Here is a 25,992-nt window from a genome sequence, read left to right as displayed (position 1 = left end):
AGTGAATTAATTCATAAAAACGAAAACATGAAAAAAACCTATTTAATCTTGCTCTTTTTTGTAGTTAGCCTCGTACAGCTTCATGCACAAAAAACATCCTCTTTTTATGTTGATATTGGTGGTGGTTTTTCCTCCTTTCAGGATGTAAAATACTCTAATGTAAAGTATAATGGATTTGGTGGTGTATTTGGACTAGGATATCTAAAAGAAAATGAAAAAGCAATCTGGGGAGTTAATTTACAAGGAATAGTAACAACAGAAAAAGCTGCTACTCATGATAATACGGTAAGTACTTATAATTATATGTTACAGGCCAAATATCTTCATCGTATTAAAGAAAATCTATTTGTTGGGGCAACATGGGACGTACTGGATCTATACACAAAAACCTTTGAGGGTTTGGGTAATAATAGTGGGTATGATGTTACAGGAAGTACCTTATGGGCTTCGGGTATTTATGACTATAAAAAATTCCGTTTTGGTTTAGATATAGGATTAGCTTCTTATTTCAGAGAAGGTAGAGGGTTTGCTTTTTCTGTGCCGCAGAGTGTATTAGAGAATGGAGATTTTGATTATCAAAACGGTAAACTTGAAGATCGTTTTGCCTTTAAGTACTACGAATTGAGAACTATACCCAGACATTTTCAGGTAAGAACAAGTATACGATATCAATTATCAAATCGCTTTTCTGTGGCGTATAAATGGCACCTGAGAAAGTTTTCTGAGGTTAAGAAATATCCGGTAACGTATGGCACACATTCACTCTCTATTCGATATAACATCTTCAAACGTACTAAGTAAGAGTGTGATGCATTTAATTAATTTTTTTAATAAAACATTGTAATGAAATATCTAAAAATAAAAATATATCTGCTTCTATTTTTGGCTGTGTTCAGTTCTTGCGAAAAAGCGTTGATGGAGCCAAATCCAGAAACAGATGCACTTGCTGTATTTGATGAGTATACGACTCTGGTACAAGAGAAATATGCTATGCTGGAATTTAAGAACGTAAACATAAATACGTTGAGAAATAACCTTAGAGCAAAGATTAATAGTGCTAAGACTCAAAAAGAAGTTTTTGAAATTCTAGGCGAGGTTACCAAAAGTTTAAGAGATGGTCATTCTAGCCTTATTGAAGATCAGAATAATCCCAATGGGATGTCTGTTGGTTTTGATCTTGAAGAAGGATATCCTGTAGGAATAGATGGAACAATCCTAGTGAATAATTATATCGGTAATACAGTCAATTCTGAAATAAAGACATTACAGGGGTTTAGAGCTGTATGGGGAACTTTACCACAAGATAGAAAAATCGGATACCTATGGATTCCTTCGTGGAATGTTGAGATTTCCGATGATGAAATTGAGCAAATATTCTTGGATTTAAAAGATACCAAAGGTTTCATTTTTGATATGCGTGCTAATACAGGAGGCGATCCGGCTTTGGCAACCAAATTTGCATCTTATTTTACAGATAAACCTATTTATACCGGTTTTGAGCGTTTTAAAACGGGTCCGGGACCAAATGATTTTTCTGATAGCCATGTTACTCTTCAACCATCGGGCAGTGCAAACAAATACCTGAAACCCGTAATGGTACTTACCGATAGAAATGTATATAGCGCGTCTACTACTTTTCTGTATTCTGTAGATCCGGTAGAAAGAATAAAAACCGTAGGACAAAGAACAGGAGGAGGAAGCGGATCTGTAGCCGATGGATATTTGGCTAACGGGTGGTATTGGAGCCTGTCTACCAGTGAATTTATCGATGCCCAGGGAAAACACCTGGATGATGGAGTTGAACCCGATATTCCTGTAGTACTTAATCTAGAAGATACTGCAAAAGATGAGGTGATAGAGCGAGCAATAGTAGAATTGCAATAGTGCCATAAATCGCTATAGATCTAATCGATATAAAAGCATTAAACGTAGTTAGGTTCGGGGGAGCAGTTGCCTGGGGTTGTAGTTAAAAATAACTAAAACCTCAGGCTTTCTATGTTTTAATTCTTGCAAAATAATTGTTTTCTATACTTTTTTTAGTATTCTATTTGCTCGAACATTTTACTCTGAAGGTAGAAAATTATGCTATAGTTAACGATGTACCATATAAACTTTTTATACGTAAAATGAGGCATGAAAAAACTGCCTAAAATACTTTTTAGGCAGTTTCTTTATTGTAAACTAGATCAGGTTTATAAGTTTTGTTTACCCTACTGTCCCTGGTCCACAGTGAATACTAATTTTTATTCTTTCATGATTTTAAACGTTTCTACGACACTATCTTTTGTATGAAGTTTTAGAATATACAATCCATTAATTAATCCAGATATATCAATTGTTTTGGAGTCCGAAGTCAATACTTTGCGCCCCTGGATACTATAAATTTCAACAGAAGTAATACCTGTATTTCCTTTGATCGATATGATATTCGAAGCTGGATTAGGAGAAACTGTAAATGATGAATTTGATTTTTTTGCTGATTTGTAGGTTGAGCAATCTCCAAGAGACTCCCACGCTCCTCCACCAGGAATATTGTAAGGAGAGGTAGTTGCAGCTGATATATCCCATTTTGCCTGGTATAGTTTCCATATTTTGTTTTCTTTTACTTTTACAATAGTTCCTCTTCTATAGTTTCCACTGGTCTTTTTTCCATATTCCATATAATTACAGGTTGGGGCAGGAATTGATCTTGAAGTAGGGATCGGTCTTAGAGTACAATTACCAAGTTCTTTCCATGAAGAAGGATGTGAAGTAGGTGTTTTATTGATCAAATCATCTTTGAGAGAAATATATATCATGTTATTATAGTATACGATTACTTCTTTAGCATAGGTTCGAGTAGCATTCCACACTGGATAATGTTCACAGGTGAACCCTGAAAAATTATGAGTGACGGGTTTGTAGTTATTGTATTTTGTGAAAAAAGTTGGGTTTTCTAAATAATATAAACCAAATAACATAGTCGAAAAATCAACTCCTTGAATGGCTTGTGGTCTCCAATTAACATCTTCTTTACTATATCGCCATAAAATCTCATCTTTTGCGGCATTTGGTAATTTGTAAACACCTCTTCCAGATTTGTATAGGTTTAGTAAATCATTTTCAACTTCTTTATTCTCATCAACGGGCAAAAAACCAGCAATGATGTGAGGGGATACAATTTTTGTCCAATTATCATTAATTTTATCGGCGTGATACCCATTTTTAGCATTGGCATCACCAGCTCCTATTCCCCACTCAAAAGATTCTTTGGAAATAGGATTATCATGTTCAGAAACATATTTCCACCAGTTTTTATCTGCTTTTTGGGCGTTTTTAAAATATTTCTGATATGCAGTATTTGTGGCAAACCCGTTGGTTAAATAATAAGAAAACTGGACTAAAAAACTAGAAAGAAAATTACCATGATGATTATCTGTGATGGTAACGTTTGATTCAGGATGGCCTTGAGCATTGGTATACGTATATGTGGCTGTAGGGATTATGTTATCAGGATTTTTAAAAAATCGGTTCCAAAGAGTTGTCCCATTTGCTGCGCCAGATTTATTAATCATATCTGCCACAATTATATATTCATTAAAAGGAGTAGAAACTTTATCAGGTTTCCCTTTTCCGTTACCATAAAAATCTCTATAGATCGTACCTTTTGATATATCTCCTATAGCCTCATCCCATTTAATAGAACTCCATAACTCATTAACTAGTGTTTGAATTCTTGATTTTTGGGTTGTAGTTGCTCTATTGGGTGCAGAAATGTCTAAGAAATATTCTTTAGCAAAAAATGCACCAGCCATTAGGATAGCGGTATCTATAGAACTATATTCTTGGTTCCATTCATTTTGACCTGTCTCTAAATTAAAATAATGCCTTGCAAAACCTGTAGCATTAACTTCTAATGTAAAACCAGGTGTATGACCAGTAACTGTTTCTAGCGTTTTTATAACCTGATCAGCAGTTGTTTCCCACTTTTTTTCGTTGGCAATACATAAGGTTACTAAGCCCATTCCTGTTGCAGCTGTAGAACCGGGATGGTAATCGTTGTTATCAAATAACCTTTTAGAATCTCGATACACTCCTTTTTCGGTTCTTAATAATTTAAAAACTTCGTAAGAGTTTTTCATAAGTTGTGGTAAAGTACGACTGTTATCTACAGGATACACTCTTTCACTGGTAAATTGAACATCATCAAAATAAAAAGAATTAGCATTTTTGTTATTGTTATGAGCAAAGAATATCAAAAGTTTATCATAAGTATAAGAATTAATATTTTCAATATTGCTTAAATCGAAAGCATATTGAACCCAATTATCATTGCTCGTAATAACCCCCCTTCGTTCTATAGATGCACCTGTTCTAGTATTTTCTAATTTTACAGTAAATCTAGTAAACGTTGCTTCTTTTTTCTCTTTATCATTTAGCCCGGCAGGTATTTTTTGTAAGATTTTTATCTGCAATTCTTTATCATAGGAATAATACTTAGGTAAATCTAAAGATACAAAAGCATAAGGTTGATTCCTGTTTTTAATAAATAAACCGGTAGAATCGCTTTGATTTTCATTACTTTTATTAGGGTTCTCTTTTACAGAAAATGTTCCGTTAGTACCAGTCCATGTTTTACCATGATTTTCAAAATCAGCGAGGATCATTTCTGGAGCCCCGATAATATCATCAAAATAAATTTTCACAGGATTTATAGTCCTCAAAACAACAGAGATTTTATTTATAGTACTCATGTCGGGCATCATAAATTGATATTCAACCCATTCATTTGTTTTTGTAATAGGTTTTACTTCGGAAAACCAAATACTTCCAGATACCTCGTGAAGGTCTATTCGGATATCAAATATTTCTGAAGTATAAATTTTTATCCGTATTACTTTATTTTTCATCATGTTAAATCCATTCGGAAGTGTTGCAGAAAGTGTAGGGAAATTTTCAATTGAATTTGCAGGAGCTGTTAATACGCCTACTTTTTCAAGATTGTTGGCAGGGTCGTTTTCTAACGTATATGTCCCATTTACCGCTTCCCATGCGAGTTTTGCAGTGTTGTTTTCAAAGTCTTCATAGACTTGTTGTGCTAGTAGTGCATTAGAGCATACTATTGCCAAAATTAAAGTTTTTAAAAGTTTCATTTTTTTAAGTTTTAAGAATTAATACATGTTTTTTTGAAAGTCGTTTTTTTGAGTTTAAATTGATGTCTAATATTGAATATATATTCTATGACAAAATTCATTATTATTAAGGATATAAGCCTTAAGATTACCAGTGTTTAATTTCAACGATGTGTTTTTAACTATTTGATTTTAAGAATATTAATATGTCATTGAAGTATGTGTTTTCGATAGTTTTTTAACACTAAGATGTATAAATGATGTAATATAATTACTCTATTTAAGCTTCAAAGAATTAGAATAGTTTATAGATAACTAAAGAAAAAGAACAATTAGGTAAAATTTGATATCATTTAGACTAGGGTATTACCAATATTAATTGTTGTATATTTAAATTAAAGAGTCAAGAAAATTTTAGAGACTATTTTTATACATGAAATTAGATACTATACTAAAAGCTTACTTATTTACTGTTTTTTCCTTAGGATTTAATTTTCCTGTTCAGGCACAAATATTTCACCCCGAAATAGAAAACTATACTATAGCCAACTATAAAGCCGATAACCAAAATTGGGGTATTGATATTGATGCTAATGGAGTTGTTTATGTGGCAAACAATAAAGGCTTATTACGATATAATGGGCAATCCTGGCAATTATTTGAATTACCAAACAAAACGATAATTAGATCAGTTTTATGTGTAAAAAACAGGATATATACAGGGTCTTATGAAGAATTTGGGTTTTGGGAAAAAGATATTTATGGGAATTATAAATATACCTCGTTAGTTTCTTCTTTTGATGCGAATCACCAATTTAGGAATGAACAATTTTGGAAAATAATAGCGTATAAAGATCATATTGTTTTTGAATCCTTTGCAGGAGGGATTTATATATATGATGGTAATCAAATCCAATATATTGAAGATAGTCAGGGAGTATATGACATTACTGTTTATAACAATAAATTAATAGTTGCTAACAGAAATAAAGGAGTTCAGGAATTAAAAGAAAATAAGCTAATATCTTTTGAGTTTTCAGAGAGTGAGTATACAATTAGCTCGGTAAACAATGTTTCGGTAATTTCAAATAAACTTTTCTTTTTTGATTTGAATGAAGGAGGGTTTATTTATGATTCTAATAAGTTGTCACCACTACCAGAAGAAGTCAATTTATTTTTAAATACTAACGTACTTAACAAGGCTGTTTTTTTAGATGAAGAGCACCTGGCATTAGGAACAATTAAGAATGGGGTTATAATTTATAATCTAAACACAAAAACTCTTCAATACCTCAATAAAGAATCGGGTTTGCAAAACAATACAGTTTTGGGGTTAAAAGTTCATGAAGGAAATCTTTGGGCAGCTTTGGATAATGGACTAGGGAAAATTGATTTTAAAACTCCCTTTTCATATTATAAAGATTTTACAGGAACCGTAGGAACAGTATATGATGTTGCCTTTTTAAATGAAAAATACTACCTGGCGAGTAATACCGGAATTTATACCTATTCTAATGATAAAAAACTACAGTTTATCGAAGGATCAGAAGGACAGGTTTGGGATTTAAGCATTATAGAAAACCAAATTATTGCAGGACACAATGATGGTAGTTTTTTGATCGAGGACAATAGATTATCTCAAAAACTAACATCAGGAGGTGTCTATTGTACTATAAAAGTACCAGGGCAACAAAAAGAGTATTTACAAGGAACTTATTACGGAATTAATTTCTTAAGAAAGGATGGGAATGATTGGCATTCTCATGTAATTGAAAACCTATCTTTTTTGGTGAATGATATTGTTTTTGAGTCTGATAGAGTGATTTGGGTTACACATTCGTATAAAGGAGTTTTTAGAATAGAACTGAATGAAAATTATACTAAAGCAATAAAAGTTACTTCTTATGGAGAGAATAAGAATTTTAAACAATATCAAACTAATATTTTTAAAATTGATTCTGATATAGTATTTTATAATTCAGGAAAATGGTTCCAGTATTTTCAACAAAAAGACAGTATTGGTAGCTTTAAGAAGTTTAAAGACTTTGATGACAAGGTACTTATTCACAAAGAAAAAAATGAAGCTTGGTTTATAGATAGAAAAAGTGAAAATACATTAACTCTTACAGATGGTAACTATAAGGAAATCTATAAAATTAATGTTGCCGGCATTAAACAACGTCTTGTTGCAAAATATGAAAAGATTATATTCAAAAATGATTCCTTAAGGATGATCAACCTTAATGATGGTTTTGCAATGTATAATATAAATGCTTTACGAAATGATAAAAAGAGTTCGCAAACTCCGGTAATAGATAAAATATATTCTAGAACAAAACAATTCTCAATATATGATACACTTATTCATATACCATTTGAAGATGCTAAATATTTAGCATTTGAAATATATATGCCAAAATCTTATGGAAATGATTTTAGTTATACACTATCAGGAGAAGTGGATCAAAAGGAATTTGTTAAAGAAGGGAAGTTGATTCTTCAAAATCTTCCCTATGGAGATTATACATTATCATTAGAAAATGATAATCAAAAGGGAGAAAATTTAATAAAACAGATAGCTTTAAAGGTGTTACCTCCCTGGTATTTCTCTAATATTATGAAATTGTTGTACTCGCTTCTGGCAATGGGATTACTATTTATGGTCTATAAAATCAATAAAATAAAGATAAGAAAACAACAATTGGCGCTTCAGGAAGAGTACATGCGAGAGATGCAAAAGAAAATAAATGTAATTGAAAAGAAAAACCTCGAAAAGGAAATAAGAAACAAAAAACGAGAGCTTACGAATTCTACTTTATCAGTCACGAACAAAAATGAGATGATAATAGAGTTAAGGAATGAACTTAATAGGTTAAAAAAGTTTTCTACAAATGAATATAGAACTAAACGACTACTTGACTCGTCTAAAAAACATATAAATAGTAATGACAATTGGAAAATCTTTGAATCTAATTTTAATGAATTGCATGAGGATTTTTTCAAATCATTAATATCAAAATTTCCAAAACTAACGACCAAAGACCTTAAACTTTGTGCTTATATTAAAATTGGATTAATTACTAAAGATATAGCTCCATTATTAGGAATAAGTGTAAGGGGTGTAGAGCTACAACGTTATCGATTAAGAAAAAAATTAGAGCTTAATGCTAAAGATAGCCTATCAAGTTTCTTAATGAAACTCTAAATCATCCATTTATTTCTTCAAAATAATTACATCTTAAATACATCAATATGTTAAAATACTGATGTATTTTATTTTATAAATATCTGATTTATAAATATTTAAATTTGTTTCTGTAAGAATATATTGATACTACAAAAGTTTTTACAACAGCAATAAGTAATTTTAACCTAGTGTTAACAAATAATTAATTTTTAGATGAAAAATCAAATTCTCATTTGCTTACTGTTGATCTATAATAGTGTAATAGCACAGCAAACTATTACCGGAACAATATATTCTGATAACAATATGCCACTACCAGGATGTAATGTTTTAGTAAAAGGAACATCCAAAGGGGCATTAACAGATTTTGATGGAAGATTCACAATAAATACTCAAATAGGAGATACTCTTATGGTAAGTTATTTAGGTTTCAAAACTAAAGAAATTTTAATAACAGAAAATACCGATTATACTATATATATGGAGTCTAATACCTCAGAACTCGAGCAAGTAGTTGTTGTAGGGTATGGAACCCAAAGAAAATCTATTCTTACCAGTGCGGTAGCTACAGTTAAAGGAGACGAACTATCCAGAGAACCAATTATTAATGCTTCTCAAGCATTGCAAGGAAAAGCTGCAGGTGTACAAGTAATTGCTTCAGATGCACCTGGGCAGGCTTCAACAGTAATTATCAGAGGATTAGGAACTATTCAAGGCGGTAGAGAACCACTATATGTAGTTGATGGTGTATTGACCAATAATATTAATAACATCAATACATTAGATATTCTTACGATGAATATCTTAAAAGATGCTGCATCCCTAGCTATTTATGGAAACAGAGGCGCTAATGGAGTGATCATAATTACTACCAAAAAAGGAAAAACAGGAAAGATGGAAATTTCTTTTGATACCTATACAGGGTATCGTGATATATTAAGTAGAGTTAAACTGGCAGATGCAACATCTTTTGTGACTTATAATAACGAGGCAGCTCTAAGAGATTTAAGAAATGATGATGATCCTAATAATGATAATGATACCAGTGGTTTTTTCTTTTCTAATCAAAAATATAATACAAATTGGTTGGACGCAATAACAAGAACAGGTCGTATATCTAACTATAATTTATCAGTATCAGGAGGTTCAGAAAAAATCCGCTCTTTTTTTAGTGCAGGCTTTAATAAAGAAGAAGGGATATTAATAGGTAATGATTTTGATAGACTTACATTACGTAGTAATGTCGACTATAAGATTGGCAAAAAAATTAATTTTTCTCATAATGTAAATGCACAATTGGCTAATATAACTCCAAAAGGATTTAATGCATTTACAAATGCTTATAAACAATCCCCTATTGTGCCAATAAGAGATGAAGAAGGACGGTTTGGTTCATCTGCAGCTTTTAATAATGTATCTAATCCGGTAAAAGATTTATTTTTTCAAGACGAAAAGCAAAAATTCTTTAAGCTACAGGGAGCATTTAAACTAGACTATAAAATAATAGAACCATTAACATTTACATCTCGTTTTTCTGTAGAAACAGAATATGGAAGATTTTATAATTTTGAAGATAGATTAGGCTCTTTTTTAGCAAACAATCCAGCGAATCTTGAAGAAAACTTTGAAGGAGGGATAGAAAACCCTGCAAAAACTAGATTAACAGTTACACATACCAATAATTATAGGTGGTTTTTAGATAATTATTTCACCTTCAATAAAACATTTGGTGAATCTCATACAATTAAAGCGACTTTAGGTATTACCTCTGAAGAAAGTGGAGGAGAATTTTTAAGAGGAGTACGAAATAATGTTCCTCTGGACTCAAATCTTAGATTTAACCTAAACACAGGGGATGAAGATGATACTCAACTTTCGTCTGGATCATTTAGTGTATCAGATAGACTGTACTCCTATATTGCCAGGGTAAATTATGATTATAATAGTAAATACTTATTTAATGCCTCTTTTAGGAGAGATGGTTCAAGCAAGTTTCAACCCGGAAAAAGATTCGGTAATTTTTATGCAGTAAGTGTAGGTTGGGTATTGACCAAAGAAGATTTTATGCAAGATGGATGGTTTGATAAACTAAAACTTAGAGCAAGTTATGGGGAGTTGGGTAATCAAAATGTACCTTTTAATGTAATAACAGCAACAACAGGTAGTGGTGGGTTTTTTCCCTTTGGACCTAATCAGGAACTACAGCAAGGGATCACAGTTACAGGTACTATCAATGAAGATCTGACCTGGGAGAGAACAAATGAATTTGACGTAGGATTAGAATTTGCTCTTTTAAATCATAAATTAAGTGGAGAATTAGATTACTATCAAAGAACCAATACCAATGCTACTTTAGAAGTACAGCTTCCAGATGTTTTTGGTTTTGACCCTTTTAATTCTCACGTAGGAGAAATTGTAAATAAAGGAGCAGAAATAACATTAAACTGGGCAGATACTATAGGAACAGTAAAGTATAATTTGGGAGGAAGTTTCTCCTTTAATGAAAATGAACTTACCAAAGTAACCAGCCCGTTTTTTAATGAGCAACAAGGAGGAAATATTGATAATGGGCAGTATACCAAAAAAGTAGCTGTAGGACAACCTTTAGGGAGTTTTTTCTTATATAATGCAATTGGTATTGATGACAGAGGAGAATTAGTATACGAAGATGTAAATAATAATGGTATTACTGATGAAGGAGATCGAAAATTCTTCGGTTCTTATATTCCAAAATACTTCTTTGGACTTAACCTCGGTGTCGAATACAAAAATTTTGACCTTTCGATAGATACTTTTGGTAACTTAGGTAACAAAGTCTATAACGGAAAAAAAGCACAGCGATTCGGAAATGAAAATATAGAACAATCTGTATTTAATAATAGATGGACATCTGGTAGACCGAGTAATACAACTCCAATTGCTTCTAATGATGTGCCACTGTCTTCTAACTACTATTTAGAATCAGGAGATTTTTTCAGAATTAACAATATCACATTAGGGTATTCTTTGCCAAAAGATGTTATAAGTATTTTCTCTAAAGTTAGAATATATGCATCTGCAAAAAACCCTTTTATTTTCAAGAAATTTTCGGGGTACACGCCAGAACTTCCGGGAGATCCTCTGGGTACAGCCGGGATCGAGTTAAATGCATATCCCACACTCAGGTCATTTTATTTTGGTATAAACACTTCTTTTTAAAAAAATTAATATGAAAAATTTAATAAAAAGCGCAATGCGATATCACCTTTCTTTGTTTTTTATGCTTATCCTACTATTGGGATGCAGTGAAGATTTTCTCGAAGTAGAGTCAAATCAGGAAACCGAAGAAGCTATAACTGTTGAGAATGCTTCAGAACTTGTAAACGCTGTTTATAATAGTTTTTTACAATGGCCAATGAGTTCATTTTCATGGAATGGAATTTCTAGTATTACTTCAGATGATGCAGATAAAGGTAGTGATCCGGGAGATACAGGAACAGATAAACATCTATTAGACGCACTTACTTTTGATGCAACCTCGATATCATTCAATGAAATATGGGAAGCCCATTATGATGGTATACAAAGGGCTAATCAGGCATTAAGTAGATTAGAATCCTTTAATGAATTAGACGATACATTAAAAAGCAGACTTATTGGTGAAACAAAATTCTTAAGAGCATTACTATATTTTAGGTTAGTTAAAATGTTTGGAGGTGTACCTTTAATAGGAGATGTGCCTGATCTTAATTCAAATCCGAATGAACTTTTAAAAAGAGCTACAAAAGAAGAGACCTATGTTTTTATCGAAACAGATTTACAAGAGGCTATACTGGCATTACCCCAAAAGAGTGAATATGATAGTTCTGAGTTAGGTAGGGCAACTAATGGAGCAGCAAAAGCATTGTTGGCCAAAGTAAGTATGTACCAAAATAAGTGGACAAAAGCGTATGAGCTAACTAATGAAATTATAGGATCTGGAGAATACGGCCTTACTGCCAACTATGAAGATATCTGGAAAGAGATTGGAGAAAATAATACCGAATCCATTTTTGAAATACAAGCTCGTGGCGAAACACCTACTGCAGGAGTACAAGGATATAGCGTAAGCCAGGGAGCTAGAGGCGATGGCGGCTGGGGCTGGGGATTTAATACTCCTACCCAAAATCTTGCCGATTCATACGAACCAGGAGATACGAGAAGAGATGGTACTATAATATTTAGAGGTGAAACTTTATTTGATGGCAGGCTAGTGGCAAATACGGTAGTAAATCCAATGTATAACCAGAAAGCATACTCAAGTGCATTATCTGATGCTTGGGAAACCGGGAAAAATATACGAATACTACGTTTTGCAGAAATACTATTAATCAATGCCGAAGCAGCTTTGCAAGTAGGAGGAGATGCTGCAGCTCCGTTAAACCAGGTTAGAAATAGAGCAGGTTTAAGCAATGCCGTTAGTGTTGATCAAATGGCTGTTTGGAATGAAAGAAGGCATGAACTTGCTTTTGAGCATGATCGGTATTTTGATCTGGTACGACAAGGAAGAGCAGGTACTGTGCTTAGAGCACATGGTAAGTCCTTTGTAGATGGAAAACACGAGGTGTTTCCTATTCCTAATGATCAAATACAAAAAAGTGGAGGGCTTCTTATCCAAAATCCAGGATATTAATATCACCCAAAACTCAATTAGAAAAAATTTTCTGACTTCAGAAATAAAAATATAACCCTATGAAATTATTAATAACAATTAAAGAAAAAATGTTTTTACTCTCATTTATCTGTTCTTCGATATTATTTTTTAGTAGTTGTAATACAGATGATATTACACCACCACCGCCAGATGTAGCCGAAATATTTGAAGAAGAAAATCCAATACCAGAGATTCCTTTTGAAGAATTATTGGATCTGGTGCAGCAACGTACTTTTAATTATTTCTGGGATTTTGCAGAACCTAATAGTGGTTTGGCAAGAGAACGTTCTCAGGAAGATGCATTCGAAGGACAATCCAAAAGAGTAGTAACCACAGGAGGTTCTGGTTTTGGAATAGCATGTTTTCCTGCAGCAGTTGAAAGAGGATGGATTACCAAAACAGAAGCTATAGAGCGGTTACAAAAAATACTGACGTTCCTGGAAGGAGCAGATTCCTATCACGGTGTTTTTTCGCATTGGTACTATGGTGATACGGCCAAAACAAGACCTTTTAGCGCACAAGATGATGGTGGAGATCTTGTCGAGACCGCATTTTTAATACAAGGGTTATTAATAAACAGACAATATTTTTCTGCCAATACTACAGAAGAAAAAGATATTCGAGATAGAATAACGGCATTATGGGAAGCTGTAGAATGGGATTGGTACACTCAGGGAGAAAAATCACTTACATGGCACTGGTCACCAAACCATAATTTTAATATCAACTTAAAAATAGGTGGATGGAATGAAGCACTTATCGTTTATGTTTTAGGAGCATCATCCCCTACTCATTCTATAGATAAAGAAACATATGATAATGGATGGGCATCTAATGGAGGGATGAAAAATGGAAAATCATTTTTTGGCACAGTATTACCTCTAGGCCCGGATTTTGGAGGCCCTTTATTTTTCTCACAATATTCCTTTATTGGTTTAGATCCAAGAGGATTAGGTGATCAATATGCAAATTATTTTGATCAAAATAAAGCACATGCACTTATCAATTATGAGTACTGTATCGAAAACCCAAAAGGCTTTAAAGGGTATGGAGAAAATAGTTGGGGACTTACAGCAAGTGATCAGCCTGGGGGGTATGGAGTACACAGCCCCACAGAAGATAATAGTGTTATCACTCCAACGGCAGCGCTTTCTTCTTTTCCTTATACTCCAGAACAGTCAAAAAAAGCATTAGAATATTTCTATTATAAACTAAACGACAAGTTATGGGGCGAATATGGTTTCTACGATGCATTCTCAGAACAACAGGATTGGTATTCTGATGGATATTTAGCGATTGATCAGGGGCCTATTGTAGCCATGATAGAAAATCATAGAACACAGCTTCTATGGTCACTTTTTATGAAGGACCAGGAAATAAAAGATGGACTATCAAAATTAGGATTCTAGAAAAGAATTCAATCAAATAATTATAAATATAAGAATCATTTTTTTGATGAAAAAAATACTATTGATCATATCTCTTGGAGTATTCTGTTTTAGTTGTAAAAACAAAATAAAATCACCTGGTCTATCAGGTCAAGATACCCAAATAGAACATAAGATAGACTCTTTAATGGCTTTAATGACATTAGAAGAAAAAATAGGGCAAACCGTATTATACTCTAGTGGAGCTGATGTTACAGGGCCTGTGCTGGACAAAAATTATGTAGAATATCTTAAAAAAGGACAAGTAGGAGCTATTTTTAATGCTACCGGTTCTGCTTATACAAGAAAACTTCAAAAAATTGCAGTAGAAGAAACGCGTTTAGGGATTCCACTTCTCTTTGGATATGATGTAATTCATGGATATAAAACTATTTTTCCTATCCCTATGGGAGAAGCTTCTAGTTGGGATTTAGAACTCATGGAAAAGAGTGCCCGTATTGCTGCTATAGAAGCTTCTGTAGAAGGGTTACATTGGACCTTTGCTCCTATGGTAGATATTGCCAGAGATCCAAGATGGGGTAGAATATCAGAAGGTGCAGGAGAAGATACTTATCTGGGAAGTTTAATTGCCAAAGCAAGAGTAAAAGGATTTCAGGGAAATGATCTTTCTAATAAGAATACCATTTTGGCTTGTGCCAAGCATTATGCTGCATATGGTGCAGCACAAGCAGGTAGAGATTATCACACTGTTGATATGTCTATGAATACACTAAGAAATGTGTATTTACCACCTTTTAAAGCAGCATTAGATGCAGGAGCAGCAACTTTTATGACTTCATTTAACGAACTCAATGGAATACCGGCTACGGGGAATACCTTTTTACTAGATCAGGTATTACGAAAAGAGTGGGGATTTAATGGTTTTGTAGTAACTGATTATACTTCAATAAATGAAATGGTCCCTCATGGTTATGCAGAAGATTTAAAACATGCAGGAGAATTAGCTATGAATGCAGGAGTAGATATGGATATGCAGGGAGGAGTGTATAAAAATTATATGAAGCAATCTATACAAGAAGGTAAAATAGAAGAAAGTAGATTGAACAAAGCTGTAAAAGATATTTTGAGATTGAAATATAAACTAGGCCTTTTTGAAGATCCTTATAAATATTGTAATGAAGAGCAGGAAGCCAAAGTAATTCTTAATGATAATCATCTAGAAGCAGCTAGAGATGCTGCCAGAAAATCTATCGTTTTGTTAAAAAATAAAGATGAGGTACTGCCTTTACATAAAGAAAAAAAGATTGCTCTTATTGGTCCGTTGGCAAATGATGAGTTTCATATCATTGGTAATTGGGCTGCCCATGGGAATAGAGAAGGAGTAGCAGTAAGTGTAAAAGAAGCTCTTGAGGCAAAAGAAAGCCTGTTTACCTATGCCAAAGGTTGTGAGGTTGTAGAAGGAGATACATCAAATTTTGCAGAAGCAGTAAAGACTGCACAGAATGCTGATGTGGTAGTTATGGTTATGGGAGAGCTAGAAAATATGAGCGGTGAGGCAGCGAGTAGAACAAGTATTAAACTCCCGGGGCATCAACAAGAATTAATTGCCGAAATAAAGAAAACAGGAAAACCAATAGTACTGGTTTTATTAAATGGAAGACCTCTGGATTTATCATGGGAAAATGAAACCGTAGATGCTATTGTAGAAGCTTGGTTCCCAGGTACAAGTGGTGGTCATGCTATTACAGATGTATTATTTGGAGACTATAACCCTTCGGGAAAACTAACCGTTACGTTTCCGAGAAATATAGGACAAATACCTGTTTTTTATAATATGAAAAACACGGGGAGACCAGTGGATCTCGAAGGAGCAAATCCAAGATTCGTTTCCAGATACTTAGATGTTGATAACTCTCCACTATTTCCATTCGGATATGGATTAAGTTATACAACCTTTAAATATAGTGATGTGACGTTAGACTCTAACGTGCTTACACCAAATTCTAAAATCAAGATTACAGCCAGTATTACAAATACAGGAAATTATGATGGAGAAGAAATTGCACAATTATATATCAAAGACAGATTTGGAAGTATTACCAGACCTGTTAAAGAACTAAAAGGATTTAAAAAAGTATTCCTAAAAAAAGGAGAAACAAAAACAATAGAATTTATCCTAACTGCTAATGATTTAAAGTTTTATGACAGTACTATAAATTTTGTGAACGAAAAAGGAGACTACGACCTTTTTGTAGGAGGTAGTTCGGATCAAAAATTCACACATCAGTTCTCATTTTCTGATCACTAACTTTAGTTTATGAACACTAACACCAGGTAAAAAAAGGATGTTAGTGTTCTTTTATCGGTTTTGAGAAAAAATAGATTACAATTTAAACTATAGCTTATAATGTTAACAAGCGTAAAATACATTCTTATATTGATCATGGTATTTCTTTTTTCGTCTTGCGATACAAGAAATGGATCTATAGTAGAATTAAAATCTCCGGACGCTAAAATAGTAGTACATTTTAGTGTTAACTCTAATGGAGAACCCTGGTATACAGTTCAGCATAAAACCGAAACTATTATAGACACTTCTTTTGTTGGATTTCAGTTTAAAAACAACCCTGCAATAAAAGAAAATCTGGAAATCATATCTATAGTAACCGATACAGTACATACAAACTGGAAACCGGTTTGGGGTCAACAAAAAAGTATTGAAAATAAGTATAACGAAACAATAATTACGCTAAAAGAAACCTTGGATCTTAAACGTAATTTCAAAATTATTTTTAGAATCTATGATGATGGCCTTGGTTTTCGATATCAATTTCCAAAACAAGAACATCTTGATGAACTGGTAATTACCAAAGAACATACCCAATTCAAACTTACAGACGACGCCGATGCATGGTGGATTCCTGCAGATTATGATAGTTATGAACATATCTATAGTCACACCACTTTAAGTAAAATAGACGCGAGAGAGAATGATGGTTATGACGATACCAAGAACAATAGAATCCCTAATGTACATGCTGTTAATACACCATTAACCATTAAAACAAGGGGTACTATTTATTTATGTTTTAGCGAAGCTAATCTTACTGATTATTCTGATATGACATTAGCCGTAAAAGAAAATCATGTATTGCAATCAGAACTAGTTCCGTGGAGTAATGGAGATAAAGTGCGTATAAAAACCCCTTTTGTTACACCGTGGAGAACGATCCAAATAGCAGAAGAGGCAAAAGAGTTGTTAACCAACACTCTTATTCTTAATCTTAATGAGCCTTCAAAAATAAAAGATGTCTCGTGGATTGAACCAATGAAATATTCGGGTATCTGGTGGGAAATGCATTTGGGAAAAAGCTCCTGGGCAAATAAAAATGAAGGAGGCTGGTCAGGCAATAGCACATCACATGGAGCAACGACTATAAATGCAAAAAAATATATAGATTTTAATGCAAAACATGGTATCAAAGGAGTATTAATAGAGGGTTGGAATACAGGATGGGAATATTGGGGAGTAAAGGGCGCTACAGGTTTTTTTGATTATGTAACTCCAAGCTCTGATTTTGATATAAAAGAAGTAGTTGCATATGCTAAAGAAAAAGGAGTTACGATTATAGGACATCATGAAACTTCTGGTGATGTTATTACCTACGAAAAAAGATTAGATAGTGCATTTTCTTTTTATAACACATTAGGAATTAATACAGTAAAGACAGGGTATGCAAATCATCTTATTGATAATAAAGAGTTTCATCACGGTCAATATATGGTAAATCATTACCGAAAAGTTGTAGAAACAGCAGCAAAATATAAAATAACATTAGATGTTCATGAACCGATAAAACCTACGGGAATAAGAAGAACGTACCCCAATATGATGACCCGAGAAGGTGTTAGAGGAATGGAGTTTAACGCGTGGGGAGGCGGTAATTCTCCAGAACATACACTTATCATTCCTTTTACGCGAGGATTAGCAGGTCCCATTGATTATACACCAGGTATTTTTGATATAAAATTTGATAAGTATCGTACCGACCAATATGTAAAGACTACTCTGGCCAAACAACTGGCATTGTACATTATTTTGTACAGCCCATTGCAAATGGTAGCCGATCTGCCCGAAAATTATGAGGGTAATTTAAAAGCATTTCAGTTTATAAAAGATGTACCAGTAGATTGGGATAAAACTATGGTGCTTAATGGAGAGATCGAAAAATATCTTACCATAGCAAGAAAGGATAAAAACTCATCAAGCTGGTTTGTTGGTAGTATAACGAATCAAGAAAGTAGAGAATTAGAGCTGTCTTTTGAGTATTTGGACCATGACAAAAAATATGTAGCAGAACTGTATCTGGATGGAGATAAAGCCCATTATCTAAATAATCCGACAGCTTTTAAAAATAAAACAATAGAAGTAAATCATACTACTTTATTAGATGTGTCCCTAGCCTCTGGAGGAGGCATGGCAATGCATATAAAAGAAGTAGCTAATTATTAATGTAAATTTTTTATCATGAAAATAGTAAAGTTTTTTTCGAGTATACATTGTATCTTTTTTATGATGCTAGTGTTGAATTTATCGTGTGAGGATGACTTAGAAGAATTGCAAACCATAACGTATGCTCAATGCGAAAATGATAATGTTGTTGCAGACCTTAGCATTGTTACAGATTTTGAATGTCAATCGAACCAAACTTTACCTAATGTAGAGGCGATTAGAAATCCAAATGAAATAGGAATTAATAAAAGTAAGTTTGTTGGTAAGTATACCGATGGTACAGGATCCCAGGATGCTTTGGTTATAGATTTCGGAGGGCCAATAGATTTATCTACGCATGCACTGTTTAAAATCAAAATTAAAACAGATATTTCTGCAGAAGCAAAAGTTAGGTTAGAAGGAGGTACTTCAGTACCGGTAGAAATAACAGTCTCTCTTGATGGTAATAATAAATGGATAGAGTATCAGTTTGATTTTAGTGATCAAAAAGATCAAAATCATACAAAGATTGTAATATTCTTTAATCAAGGTATAGAAAATGATGGCACAAAAGAAATTTATTTTTTAGATGATCTCTTTTTTGATGTGTCCGTTATCATTCCTGATCCATGCGAAAATACTCAAAAGGATTCGAGCATATTAAATGATTTTGATTGTCAACAAAATGTATTTCTGGGAGATCCTACTATGGATACAACAGCTCCCGTAGTAGCGAACCCAAGTAAAAGTGGAATTAACACAAGCCAATTTGTAGGAGAATATAAAGATAATGGTACCGAACCTTTCGATAATTTATTTATCGACTTAGAATCATCAATAGATTTATCTACCAATTCACAATTAAGTATAAAGGTTCTTACCAAGAAAACAGGCCCATTAACGGTAAAACTTGATGGAGGGACACCTATTGAAATAACAAAAACGATAAGTACTATAGATCAATGGGTAGAATATACTTTCGATTTTAGAACGGCTATAGGAGCAGGAAACACAAAAGTAATACTGTTTTTTAATGCAGGTATGACAGATGGTACAGCAGAAGATATTTATTATATAGATGATATTAGATTTAAAGAATTTGTAGACCCTTGTGCTGGTATCATTGCAGATTTAAGTATTGTAAGTGATTTTGAATGTCAACAAAATTTTCAATTAGGAGATAGCCCTGGATTTGTACCTGTAGTAGAAAACCCTAATAAAAGTGGCGTTAATACAAGTGAATCTGTAGGAGAATATACCGATGATGGGACCAATGCATGGGATAATCTGGCTATTGATTTTGGAGGGGCCATAGATTTATCGGTTAACTCACAGTTGAATATCAAAATACATTCGAGTAAAACCGTTCCTTTATTAGCAAAACTCGAAGGCGGTACAGCAGCAGAAATATGGGGAAATATTGATGTCACGGGAGAATGGAAAAATTACATTTTTGATTTTAGTGCAGCAGCAGGTAATGGAAATACTAAAGTAGTCTTGTTTTTTAATGGCGGGCAATCAGATGGTACAGCTACAGATATCTACTATATCGATGATCTAAAATTCACATCTAAGGATTGTAGTATAATTGTAGAAGATTGCACAGGAGTTACTCCTGATCTTAGTATTATAAGTGATTTTGATTGTCAACAAAATTTTCAACTGGGAGGCAGCCCTGGATTTGTACCTGTAGTTGCAAACCCTAATGTTAGCTGCTCTAATAGAAGTTCTAACGTTGGAGAATATACGGATGACGGAACCAATGCATGGGATAATCTGGCTATTGATTTTGGAGGTGTAATAGATTTATCAGTGAATTCAAAATTGAGTATTAAAATACATTCGAGTAAAACCGTTCCTTTATTAGCAAAACTCGAAGGCGGTACAGCTGTAGAGATATGGGGAAATATTGATGTAGCCGGAGAATGGAAAAACTACACTTTTGATTTTAGTGCAGCGGCAGGTAATGGAAATACTAAAGTAGTCTTATTTTTTAATGGCGGGCAATCAGACGGTACAGCTACTGATACCTATCATATCGATGATCTAAAATTTGTAACTCCATAGCCCTATAAAATAAATCCTTAATTCAGTTATCCCATTTAAGCTGAATAGTTTGGAGTTATTCAATAAAGGGAGAGGATTTTTCCTCTCCCTTTATTGAATATACAATCCAACTTTGATGATGGGATTATGAAAAGCAAAATAAAAACAAAAACTTAAAAACATGGGAGTAACTATATTTATAGCTTTTACCGCTATTGTTGGCATTATTTCATATATGCTAACCCGAAATACTAATGAAAAATCATCTGATGGCTATTTTTTAGGAGGACGTAGTTTAACAGCATCAGTAATAGCGGGGTCTTTATTATTAACCAACCTATCCACAGAACAAATAGTAGGTTTAAACGGCGCTGCTTATAAAGAAGGAATTCTGGTTATGGTATGGGAGACACTAGCAGCTGTAGCTATGGTAGTCACTGCAATATTTTTATTACCCAGATACCTTAAAGGAGGAATAACTACAATACCCCAATTTTTACAAAGAAGATATGATAGAACAACCAAAGCGATTACGTCTGGACTATTTTTAACAGGATATGCGATTATCTTGTTACCAACAGTTTTATATTCGGGCGCATTGGCAATAAATACAATGTTTGATATTCCTGAGCTTATAGGGGTATCAGATACTACTGCTCTATGGATTACAGTATGGGCGATAGGAGGTATAGGTTCAATTTATGCAATTTTCGGAGGTTTAAAAGCAGTAGCCGTATCAGATACCATAAATGCTATTGGATTGTTAATAGGGGGAGTAATGATCCCTATATTTGGATTATACGCTATAGGAGATGGGAGTTTATTAGGAGGGATTGATGTGTTGCTAGAATCTCATCCCGAAAAATTTAATGCTATAGGTTCTCCAGAAGCATCGGTGCCTTTTTCAACAATCTTTACTGGGATGATGCTGGTACAGTTGTTTTATTGGGGTACTAATCAGGCAATTATTCAAAGAGCATTAGGGGCAAAAAATTTAAAAGAAGGCCAAAAAGGTCTTTTACTAGGATCTTATATTAAGATTTTAGGACCTGTTATTGTTGTATTACCAGGAATCATAGCATTTCATATGTTTAAAGGAGAACTTGTAAATCCTGATGAAGCATATCCTATGCTGGTAAGTAAAGTATTACCTGTATCCTTAGTAGGTTTTTTTGCAGCGGTATTGTTTGGAGCGATATTAAGCTCATTTAACAGTGCCTTAAACAGTTCGGTTACTTTATTTGGGATAGATATCTACAAAGAATACATACATAAAGAAGCAAGCGAAAAAAAAGTGGTTAAGGCCGGAAAAACCTTCGGAATATTTTTGGCACTAATATCCATGGGTATTGCTCCTCTTTTAGCGTATGCAACAAATGGATTGTTTGGTTATTTACAAGAGGCAAATGGAATTTATAGTATCCCCATTCTAACCATTATTGTAGTGGGATACCTAACCAAACGTGTTCCTGCTATTGCAGCAAAAATTGGAGTTATTTCGGGATCTTTATTATATATTATCAGTCAGTTTATACTAAAACCTTTTGTAATTGGAACAGAAAATTATCCGCATTTTCTACATGTAATGGCACTATTATTTATACTGAATGTACTTATCATGTTGGGTATAGGTAGACGCTACCCCAGAAAAGAAGAGTATAAGCAAGAGTATACAAAACAAGTGGATATCACTCCCTGGAAATATGTAAAAGTAGCAGGAGGAATAATTTGCCTGCTCGTTATAGCTGTTTATGTGTATTTTTCTTGATTGACCAAGGTAGAAGAATATAAAAAGACCCCGATAATAAGATATAATATCAGGGTCTTTTTTTATAATTAGATTTATGTTATTGTTTGATGATAAACTTTTTGGTTAATTTTTTGTCATTTGATATAGCAGAAAAGAAATACATTCCATCTGGTAAGCCACTTAATTCTATTCTGTTTTCAGATATTTCCCCCTTTTTTACCATCTGACCGATATGATTAATGATTCTGTAATTCGAATCCTTGGTAGTATTCATTCGAATTATGATAAAGTCTTTTGCAGGAATAGGATGAATACTAATATCGAAGGTTTCTAAATTTGCTTTCGTACCAGCATTAAAGTTATGTGTTGTAGTATCTCCTAAACAGAAATTTTTAATATCTTCAGAAGTAAATGATCCACCAGAAGCTAGCACTGCACCAGAAGCACTGTTGGTTAGTTCGTAAGAACCAATACCATAACTACAGCAAATCCCATCACCATAAGTATCTTTGAATACCAAATTATAACATCCTTCATCAAGAGTTTTGGTTATATTAAGGGTAGATCCATCTGTTTGAGAACCATAAGGTCCCCCCGAGTGTATTACCACGTTATTAGCATCTTTGATTTCCCATGTAGTTTCTTCGGGGTAGTTATCAAAGGTAATACGCAGTTTTACATCATTTGTAGGGGCTGAATTTGTAGGGGGAGATCCCGTAATAGTATAGTTATTATATTTCTTAAAAAATCCAGGATCTTCTATATGATATAGACCAAAAAGCATCGTAGAAAAATCTACACCTTGAATAGTTTCTGCTTTCCAATTAATATCCTCCTTACTATATCTCCATAAAATTTCGGTTTGAGAGGCATTAGGCAATGTATAGATTCCTTTTCCCGATTTGTATAAATTAAGGATATCGTTTTTAATCTCATCATTTTGATCAACAGGTAAAAAACCGGCAATAATGTGAGGTGATACGATTTTAGTCCAATTGTCATTATCATTATTATAAATTTTGTCTGCATGATAGCCATTTTTTGCATTGGCGGCACCTGCTCCTGTCCCCCATTCAAAAGATGACCTGGTGATAGGGCTGTAATATTGATTTTCAGAAACGTATTTCCACCAGTTTTTGTCAGCATTTTTTGCATTTTTCATATAGTTAACATAAGAAGTATTAGATGCAAAGTCATGAATTAGGTAATATGAAAATTGAACTAAAAAACTAGAAACGAAATTACCGCTACTATCTGTAAGTGTTTCATTATTGATCACTGTTGTATTGGGAGTGGTGTAGGTTGCTGTTGCTCTGGGAAGCAGATATTGTCCGTTACTATCAGTATTATAAGGATTTTTATAAAACTTATCCCACAGTGCTATACCCGATGTAGATCCCGATCGATGTATCAAATCGGCTACAATGATATACTCGTTATAAGGTAAAGTTGTTGTACCGGGAACACCTTTTCCTGCACTATCTAAATCTCTATATATGGTACCATTGGTTGGATTTTCTATAGCTTCATCCCAGGTAATAGAATTCCATAATTGATTCACAAGGGTTGTAATACGTGTCTTTTGCTGTGTGGTAGCTCTGTTGGGTACAGAAGAATCCAAAAAATACTCTTTCGCAAATAATGCTCCAGACATAAGGATAGCAGTATCTATTGTGCTATATTCAGAATTCCAGGCCCTTGCTCCATTATTTAAGTCAAAAAAATGTCTGGCAAAACCACTGGCATTTGTATCCAAATTAAATCCAGAAGTATGCCCTGTCATTGTTTCTAATGTTTTTATAACCAAATCAGGGGCATTAGGCTCCCAGTTTTTTTCATTGGCGATACATAAGGCGATCAATCCCATTCCTGTAGATGCAGTAGATCCAGGGTGATAATCATTATTATTAGAAATTAGTTTAGCATCCCGATATGCACCCTTATTAGTTCTAAGCAATTTGAATACTTCATAAGAATTCTGAGTTAATTGATCTAATGTGCGAGCAATATTTGCCGGATAAGTACGTTTTGTTCTAAAAAGAACATCATCAAAATAGAAGGAATTAGTATTAGAAGTATCGTTGTGTCCAAAAAAGATGAGTAGTTTGTCGTATGTAGTGTTTTGAGGAATCGAGCTAAAATCAAAAGAGTAGGTAGTCCATGTATTCGTATTACCGATAAACCCTCTTCTTTCAATAGATTCCTGAGTAACCGAGTTTTCTAATTTTACGGTAAATCGGGTATATTGATCGTTTCCAGGGTTTTGATTTTGTAGAATTTTGATTTGTAATTCATTGTGAGTGCTATAATCAATAGTTCCGATAGTAGTTGAAACAAAAGAATACGCAGCACTGTTTTTTGTAAACAAACCACAAGTAGCGCTTGTATTAAGTGTTTGTGAGGATTGTGGGTTATTAACGGTATTAAAAACTCCATTAATACTGTTCCAGCTCGTACCTCCAATTTCAAAAGTATCAACGATTTGAGTATTTGCCTGCGCGGCGGTATAAGCAACGATATCATCAAAGTAAAACTTCTCTCCGCGATTAGAACCAGGATCAAAAAACAAGATGATTTTGTTTAATCCGGTGATAGAACTACCATCACTAAAATCAAATTCGTACTCGATCCATTTGTTAATTTCTGTAATCATTGTGGTTTTCTCTATCGCACCATTATTTCCTTCTAGTTTCATGGTAAATGATCTTAGCGAACTACTATAGATTTTAATTCTGATTTGGTTAAAAGTAGTCAGGTTTATTCCTTGATTTATTGATGCAAAGAACAAGCTGTATGGATGAGAAGGTGATTTTGTATACGCGCCTATTTGTGATTGACTATTTTCAGGATTGCCTTCTAAGGCGTAAACACCATTAGAAGCAATCCATTGAAGTTGAGCAGTATTCGAATTAAAATCCTCATAAACTTTTTGTGCTTGTACACAATTTATAAATAGAACAAATAGTAGTAATTGTATAAATTTCGTCATACCTAATAATAGTTAAGTTAATACTAATTTTTGGGCAAAAACTTCCTTGCTTTTTTGTGTTGTTTAATTTTTGTATCGAATTAATAAAGATGAAGTGTAGCTATTTACTTTACTATTTTAATACTCTCATAAAGTTAGATGATGTATCTGTACTAGTAACCTTCTTTTTTTGAGTGAAAACATGAAAATAGCATAATTCATTGAAAATCAAGTATTTGTAAATATGTGCTTATAAGATAAATCGCTGTTTTTTAACATATTAATGTATATATGATGTATGGATTTATCTCCCTATTGCTACTATGTTGATGTTTTTTTACGGGTTTAGTATCTAATAAGGCTGTTTTTTGATAATTC

12 protein-coding genes are annotated in these 25,992 nt (G+C 33.4%); 10 read left to right on the top strand and 2 right to left on the bottom strand.

Annotated features, from left to right (window positions below; all coding sequences use genetic code 11):
- Positions 1-27: 27 nt before the first annotated feature.
- Both NNH57_RS16390 and NNH57_RS16385 read left to right on the top strand, forming a co-directional pair.
- Positions 28-801 (top strand): hypothetical protein, encoded by a 774-nt coding sequence (locus tag NNH57_RS16390; RefSeq protein WP_132065796.1) that lies wholly within the window; start codon positions 28-30, stop codon positions 799-801.
- Between the two features lie 42 nt (positions 802-843).
- Entirely contained in the window at positions 844-1,884 is a 1,041-nt protein-coding gene (locus NNH57_RS16385; protein WP_082995006.1) for a S41 family peptidase, read from the top strand.
- Between the two features lie 359 nt (positions 1,885-2,243).
- On the opposite strand, the gene NNH57_RS16380 is transcribed toward NNH57_RS16385, so the two are convergent.
- Positions 2,244-5,132: a T9SS type A sorting domain-containing protein gene (locus NNH57_RS16380; protein ID WP_108808277.1), complete on the bottom strand. Its 2,889-nt coding sequence runs from the start codon at positions 5,130-5,132 to the stop codon at positions 2,244-2,246.
- 412 nt (positions 5,133-5,544) lie between these two features.
- Between NNH57_RS16380 and NNH57_RS16375 the strand changes: the two genes are divergently transcribed.
- From NNH57_RS16375 to NNH57_RS16340, 8 genes are all read left to right on the top strand, one after another.
- Positions 5,545-8,316, top strand: a complete 2,772-nt coding sequence (locus NNH57_RS16375) for a helix-turn-helix and ligand-binding sensor domain-containing protein (RefSeq protein WP_108808278.1) — start codon at positions 5,545-5,547, stop codon at positions 8,314-8,316.
- Positions 8,317-8,511: 195 nt separating this feature from the next.
- On the top strand, positions 8,512-11,496 hold the full coding sequence (locus NNH57_RS16370) for a SusC/RagA family TonB-linked outer membrane protein (RefSeq protein ID WP_108808279.1): 2,985 nt from the start codon (positions 8,512-8,514) through the stop codon (positions 11,494-11,496).
- A 10-nt stretch (positions 11,497-11,506) separates the two neighbouring features.
- On the top strand, positions 11,507-12,949 hold the full coding sequence (locus NNH57_RS16365) for a RagB/SusD family nutrient uptake outer membrane protein (protein WP_234423390.1): 1,443 nt from the start codon (positions 11,507-11,509) through the stop codon (positions 12,947-12,949).
- 59 nt (positions 12,950-13,008) lie between these two features.
- Positions 13,009-14,379, top strand: coding sequence for a glucoamylase family protein (locus tag NNH57_RS16360; RefSeq protein ID WP_108808280.1), 1,371 nt, complete (start codon positions 13,009-13,011; stop codon positions 14,377-14,379).
- 46 nt (positions 14,380-14,425) lie between these two features.
- Positions 14,426-16,666 (top strand): glycoside hydrolase family 3 N-terminal domain-containing protein, encoded by a 2,241-nt coding sequence (locus NNH57_RS16355; RefSeq protein ID WP_074409762.1) that lies wholly within the window; start codon positions 14,426-14,428, stop codon positions 16,664-16,666.
- Between the two features lie 99 nt (positions 16,667-16,765).
- On the top strand, positions 16,766-18,871 hold the full coding sequence (locus tag NNH57_RS16350; RefSeq protein WP_108808282.1) for a glycoside hydrolase family 97 protein: 2,106 nt from the start codon (positions 16,766-16,768) through the stop codon (positions 18,869-18,871).
- A gap of 15 nt (positions 18,872-18,886) precedes the next feature.
- The gene (locus NNH57_RS16345) at positions 18,887-20,917 is read left to right on the top strand and encodes a carbohydrate binding domain-containing protein (protein WP_132065798.1); all 2,031 of its coding nucleotides are present in this window, start codon (positions 18,887-18,889) and stop codon (positions 20,915-20,917) included.
- A 160-nt stretch (positions 20,918-21,077) separates the two neighbouring features.
- On the top strand, positions 21,078-22,664 hold the full coding sequence (locus tag NNH57_RS16340; RefSeq protein WP_108808284.1) for a solute:sodium symporter family transporter: 1,587 nt from the start codon (positions 21,078-21,080) through the stop codon (positions 22,662-22,664).
- Positions 22,665-22,743: 79 nt separating this feature from the next.
- On the opposite strand, the gene NNH57_RS16335 is transcribed toward NNH57_RS16340, so the two are convergent.
- Positions 22,744-25,635, bottom strand: coding sequence for a T9SS type A sorting domain-containing protein (locus tag NNH57_RS16335; protein WP_108808286.1), 2,892 nt, complete (start codon positions 25,633-25,635; stop codon positions 22,744-22,746).
- Between the last annotated feature and the right edge of the window lie 357 nt (positions 25,636-25,992).

It is taken from the genome of Aquimarina spinulae (assembly GCF_943373825.1).
GTDB lineage: Bacteria > Bacteroidota > Bacteroidia > Flavobacteriales > Flavobacteriaceae > Aquimarina > Aquimarina spinulae.
This window is presented reverse-complemented; position numbering and strand designations above follow the sequence as displayed.

Bases quoted from the DNA above. Each gene is read 5' to 3' on its own strand.
- NNH57_RS16390 (WP_132065796.1), top strand. From the start codon at position 28: ATGAAAAAAACCTATTTAATCTTGCTCTTTTTTGTAGTTAGCCTCGTA.
- NNH57_RS16385 (WP_082995006.1), top strand. From the start codon at position 844: ATGAAATATCTAAAAATAAAAATATATCTGCTTCTATTTTTGGCTGTG.
- NNH57_RS16380 (WP_108808277.1), bottom strand. From the start codon at position 5,132: ATGAAACTTTTAAAAACTTTAATTTTGGCAATAGTATGCTCTAATGCA.
- NNH57_RS16375 (WP_108808278.1), top strand. From the start codon at position 5,545: ATGAAATTAGATACTATACTAAAAGCTTACTTATTTACTGTTTTTTCC.
- NNH57_RS16370 (WP_108808279.1), top strand. From the start codon at position 8,512: ATGAAAAATCAAATTCTCATTTGCTTACTGTTGATCTATAATAGTGTA.
- NNH57_RS16365 (WP_234423390.1), top strand. From the start codon at position 11,507: ATGAAAAATTTAATAAAAAGCGCAATGCGATATCACCTTTCTTTGTTT.
- NNH57_RS16360 (WP_108808280.1), top strand. From the start codon at position 13,009: ATGAAATTATTAATAACAATTAAAGAAAAAATGTTTTTACTCTCATTT.
- NNH57_RS16355 (WP_074409762.1), top strand. From the start codon at position 14,426: ATGAAAAAAATACTATTGATCATATCTCTTGGAGTATTCTGTTTTAGT.
- NNH57_RS16350 (WP_108808282.1), top strand. From the start codon at position 16,766: ATGTTAACAAGCGTAAAATACATTCTTATATTGATCATGGTATTTCTT.
- NNH57_RS16345 (WP_132065798.1), top strand. From the start codon at position 18,887: ATGAAAATAGTAAAGTTTTTTTCGAGTATACATTGTATCTTTTTTATG.
- NNH57_RS16340 (WP_108808284.1), top strand. From the start codon at position 21,078: ATGGGAGTAACTATATTTATAGCTTTTACCGCTATTGTTGGCATTATT.
- NNH57_RS16335 (WP_108808286.1), bottom strand. From the start codon at position 25,635: ATGACGAAATTTATACAATTACTACTATTTGTTCTATTTATAAATTGT.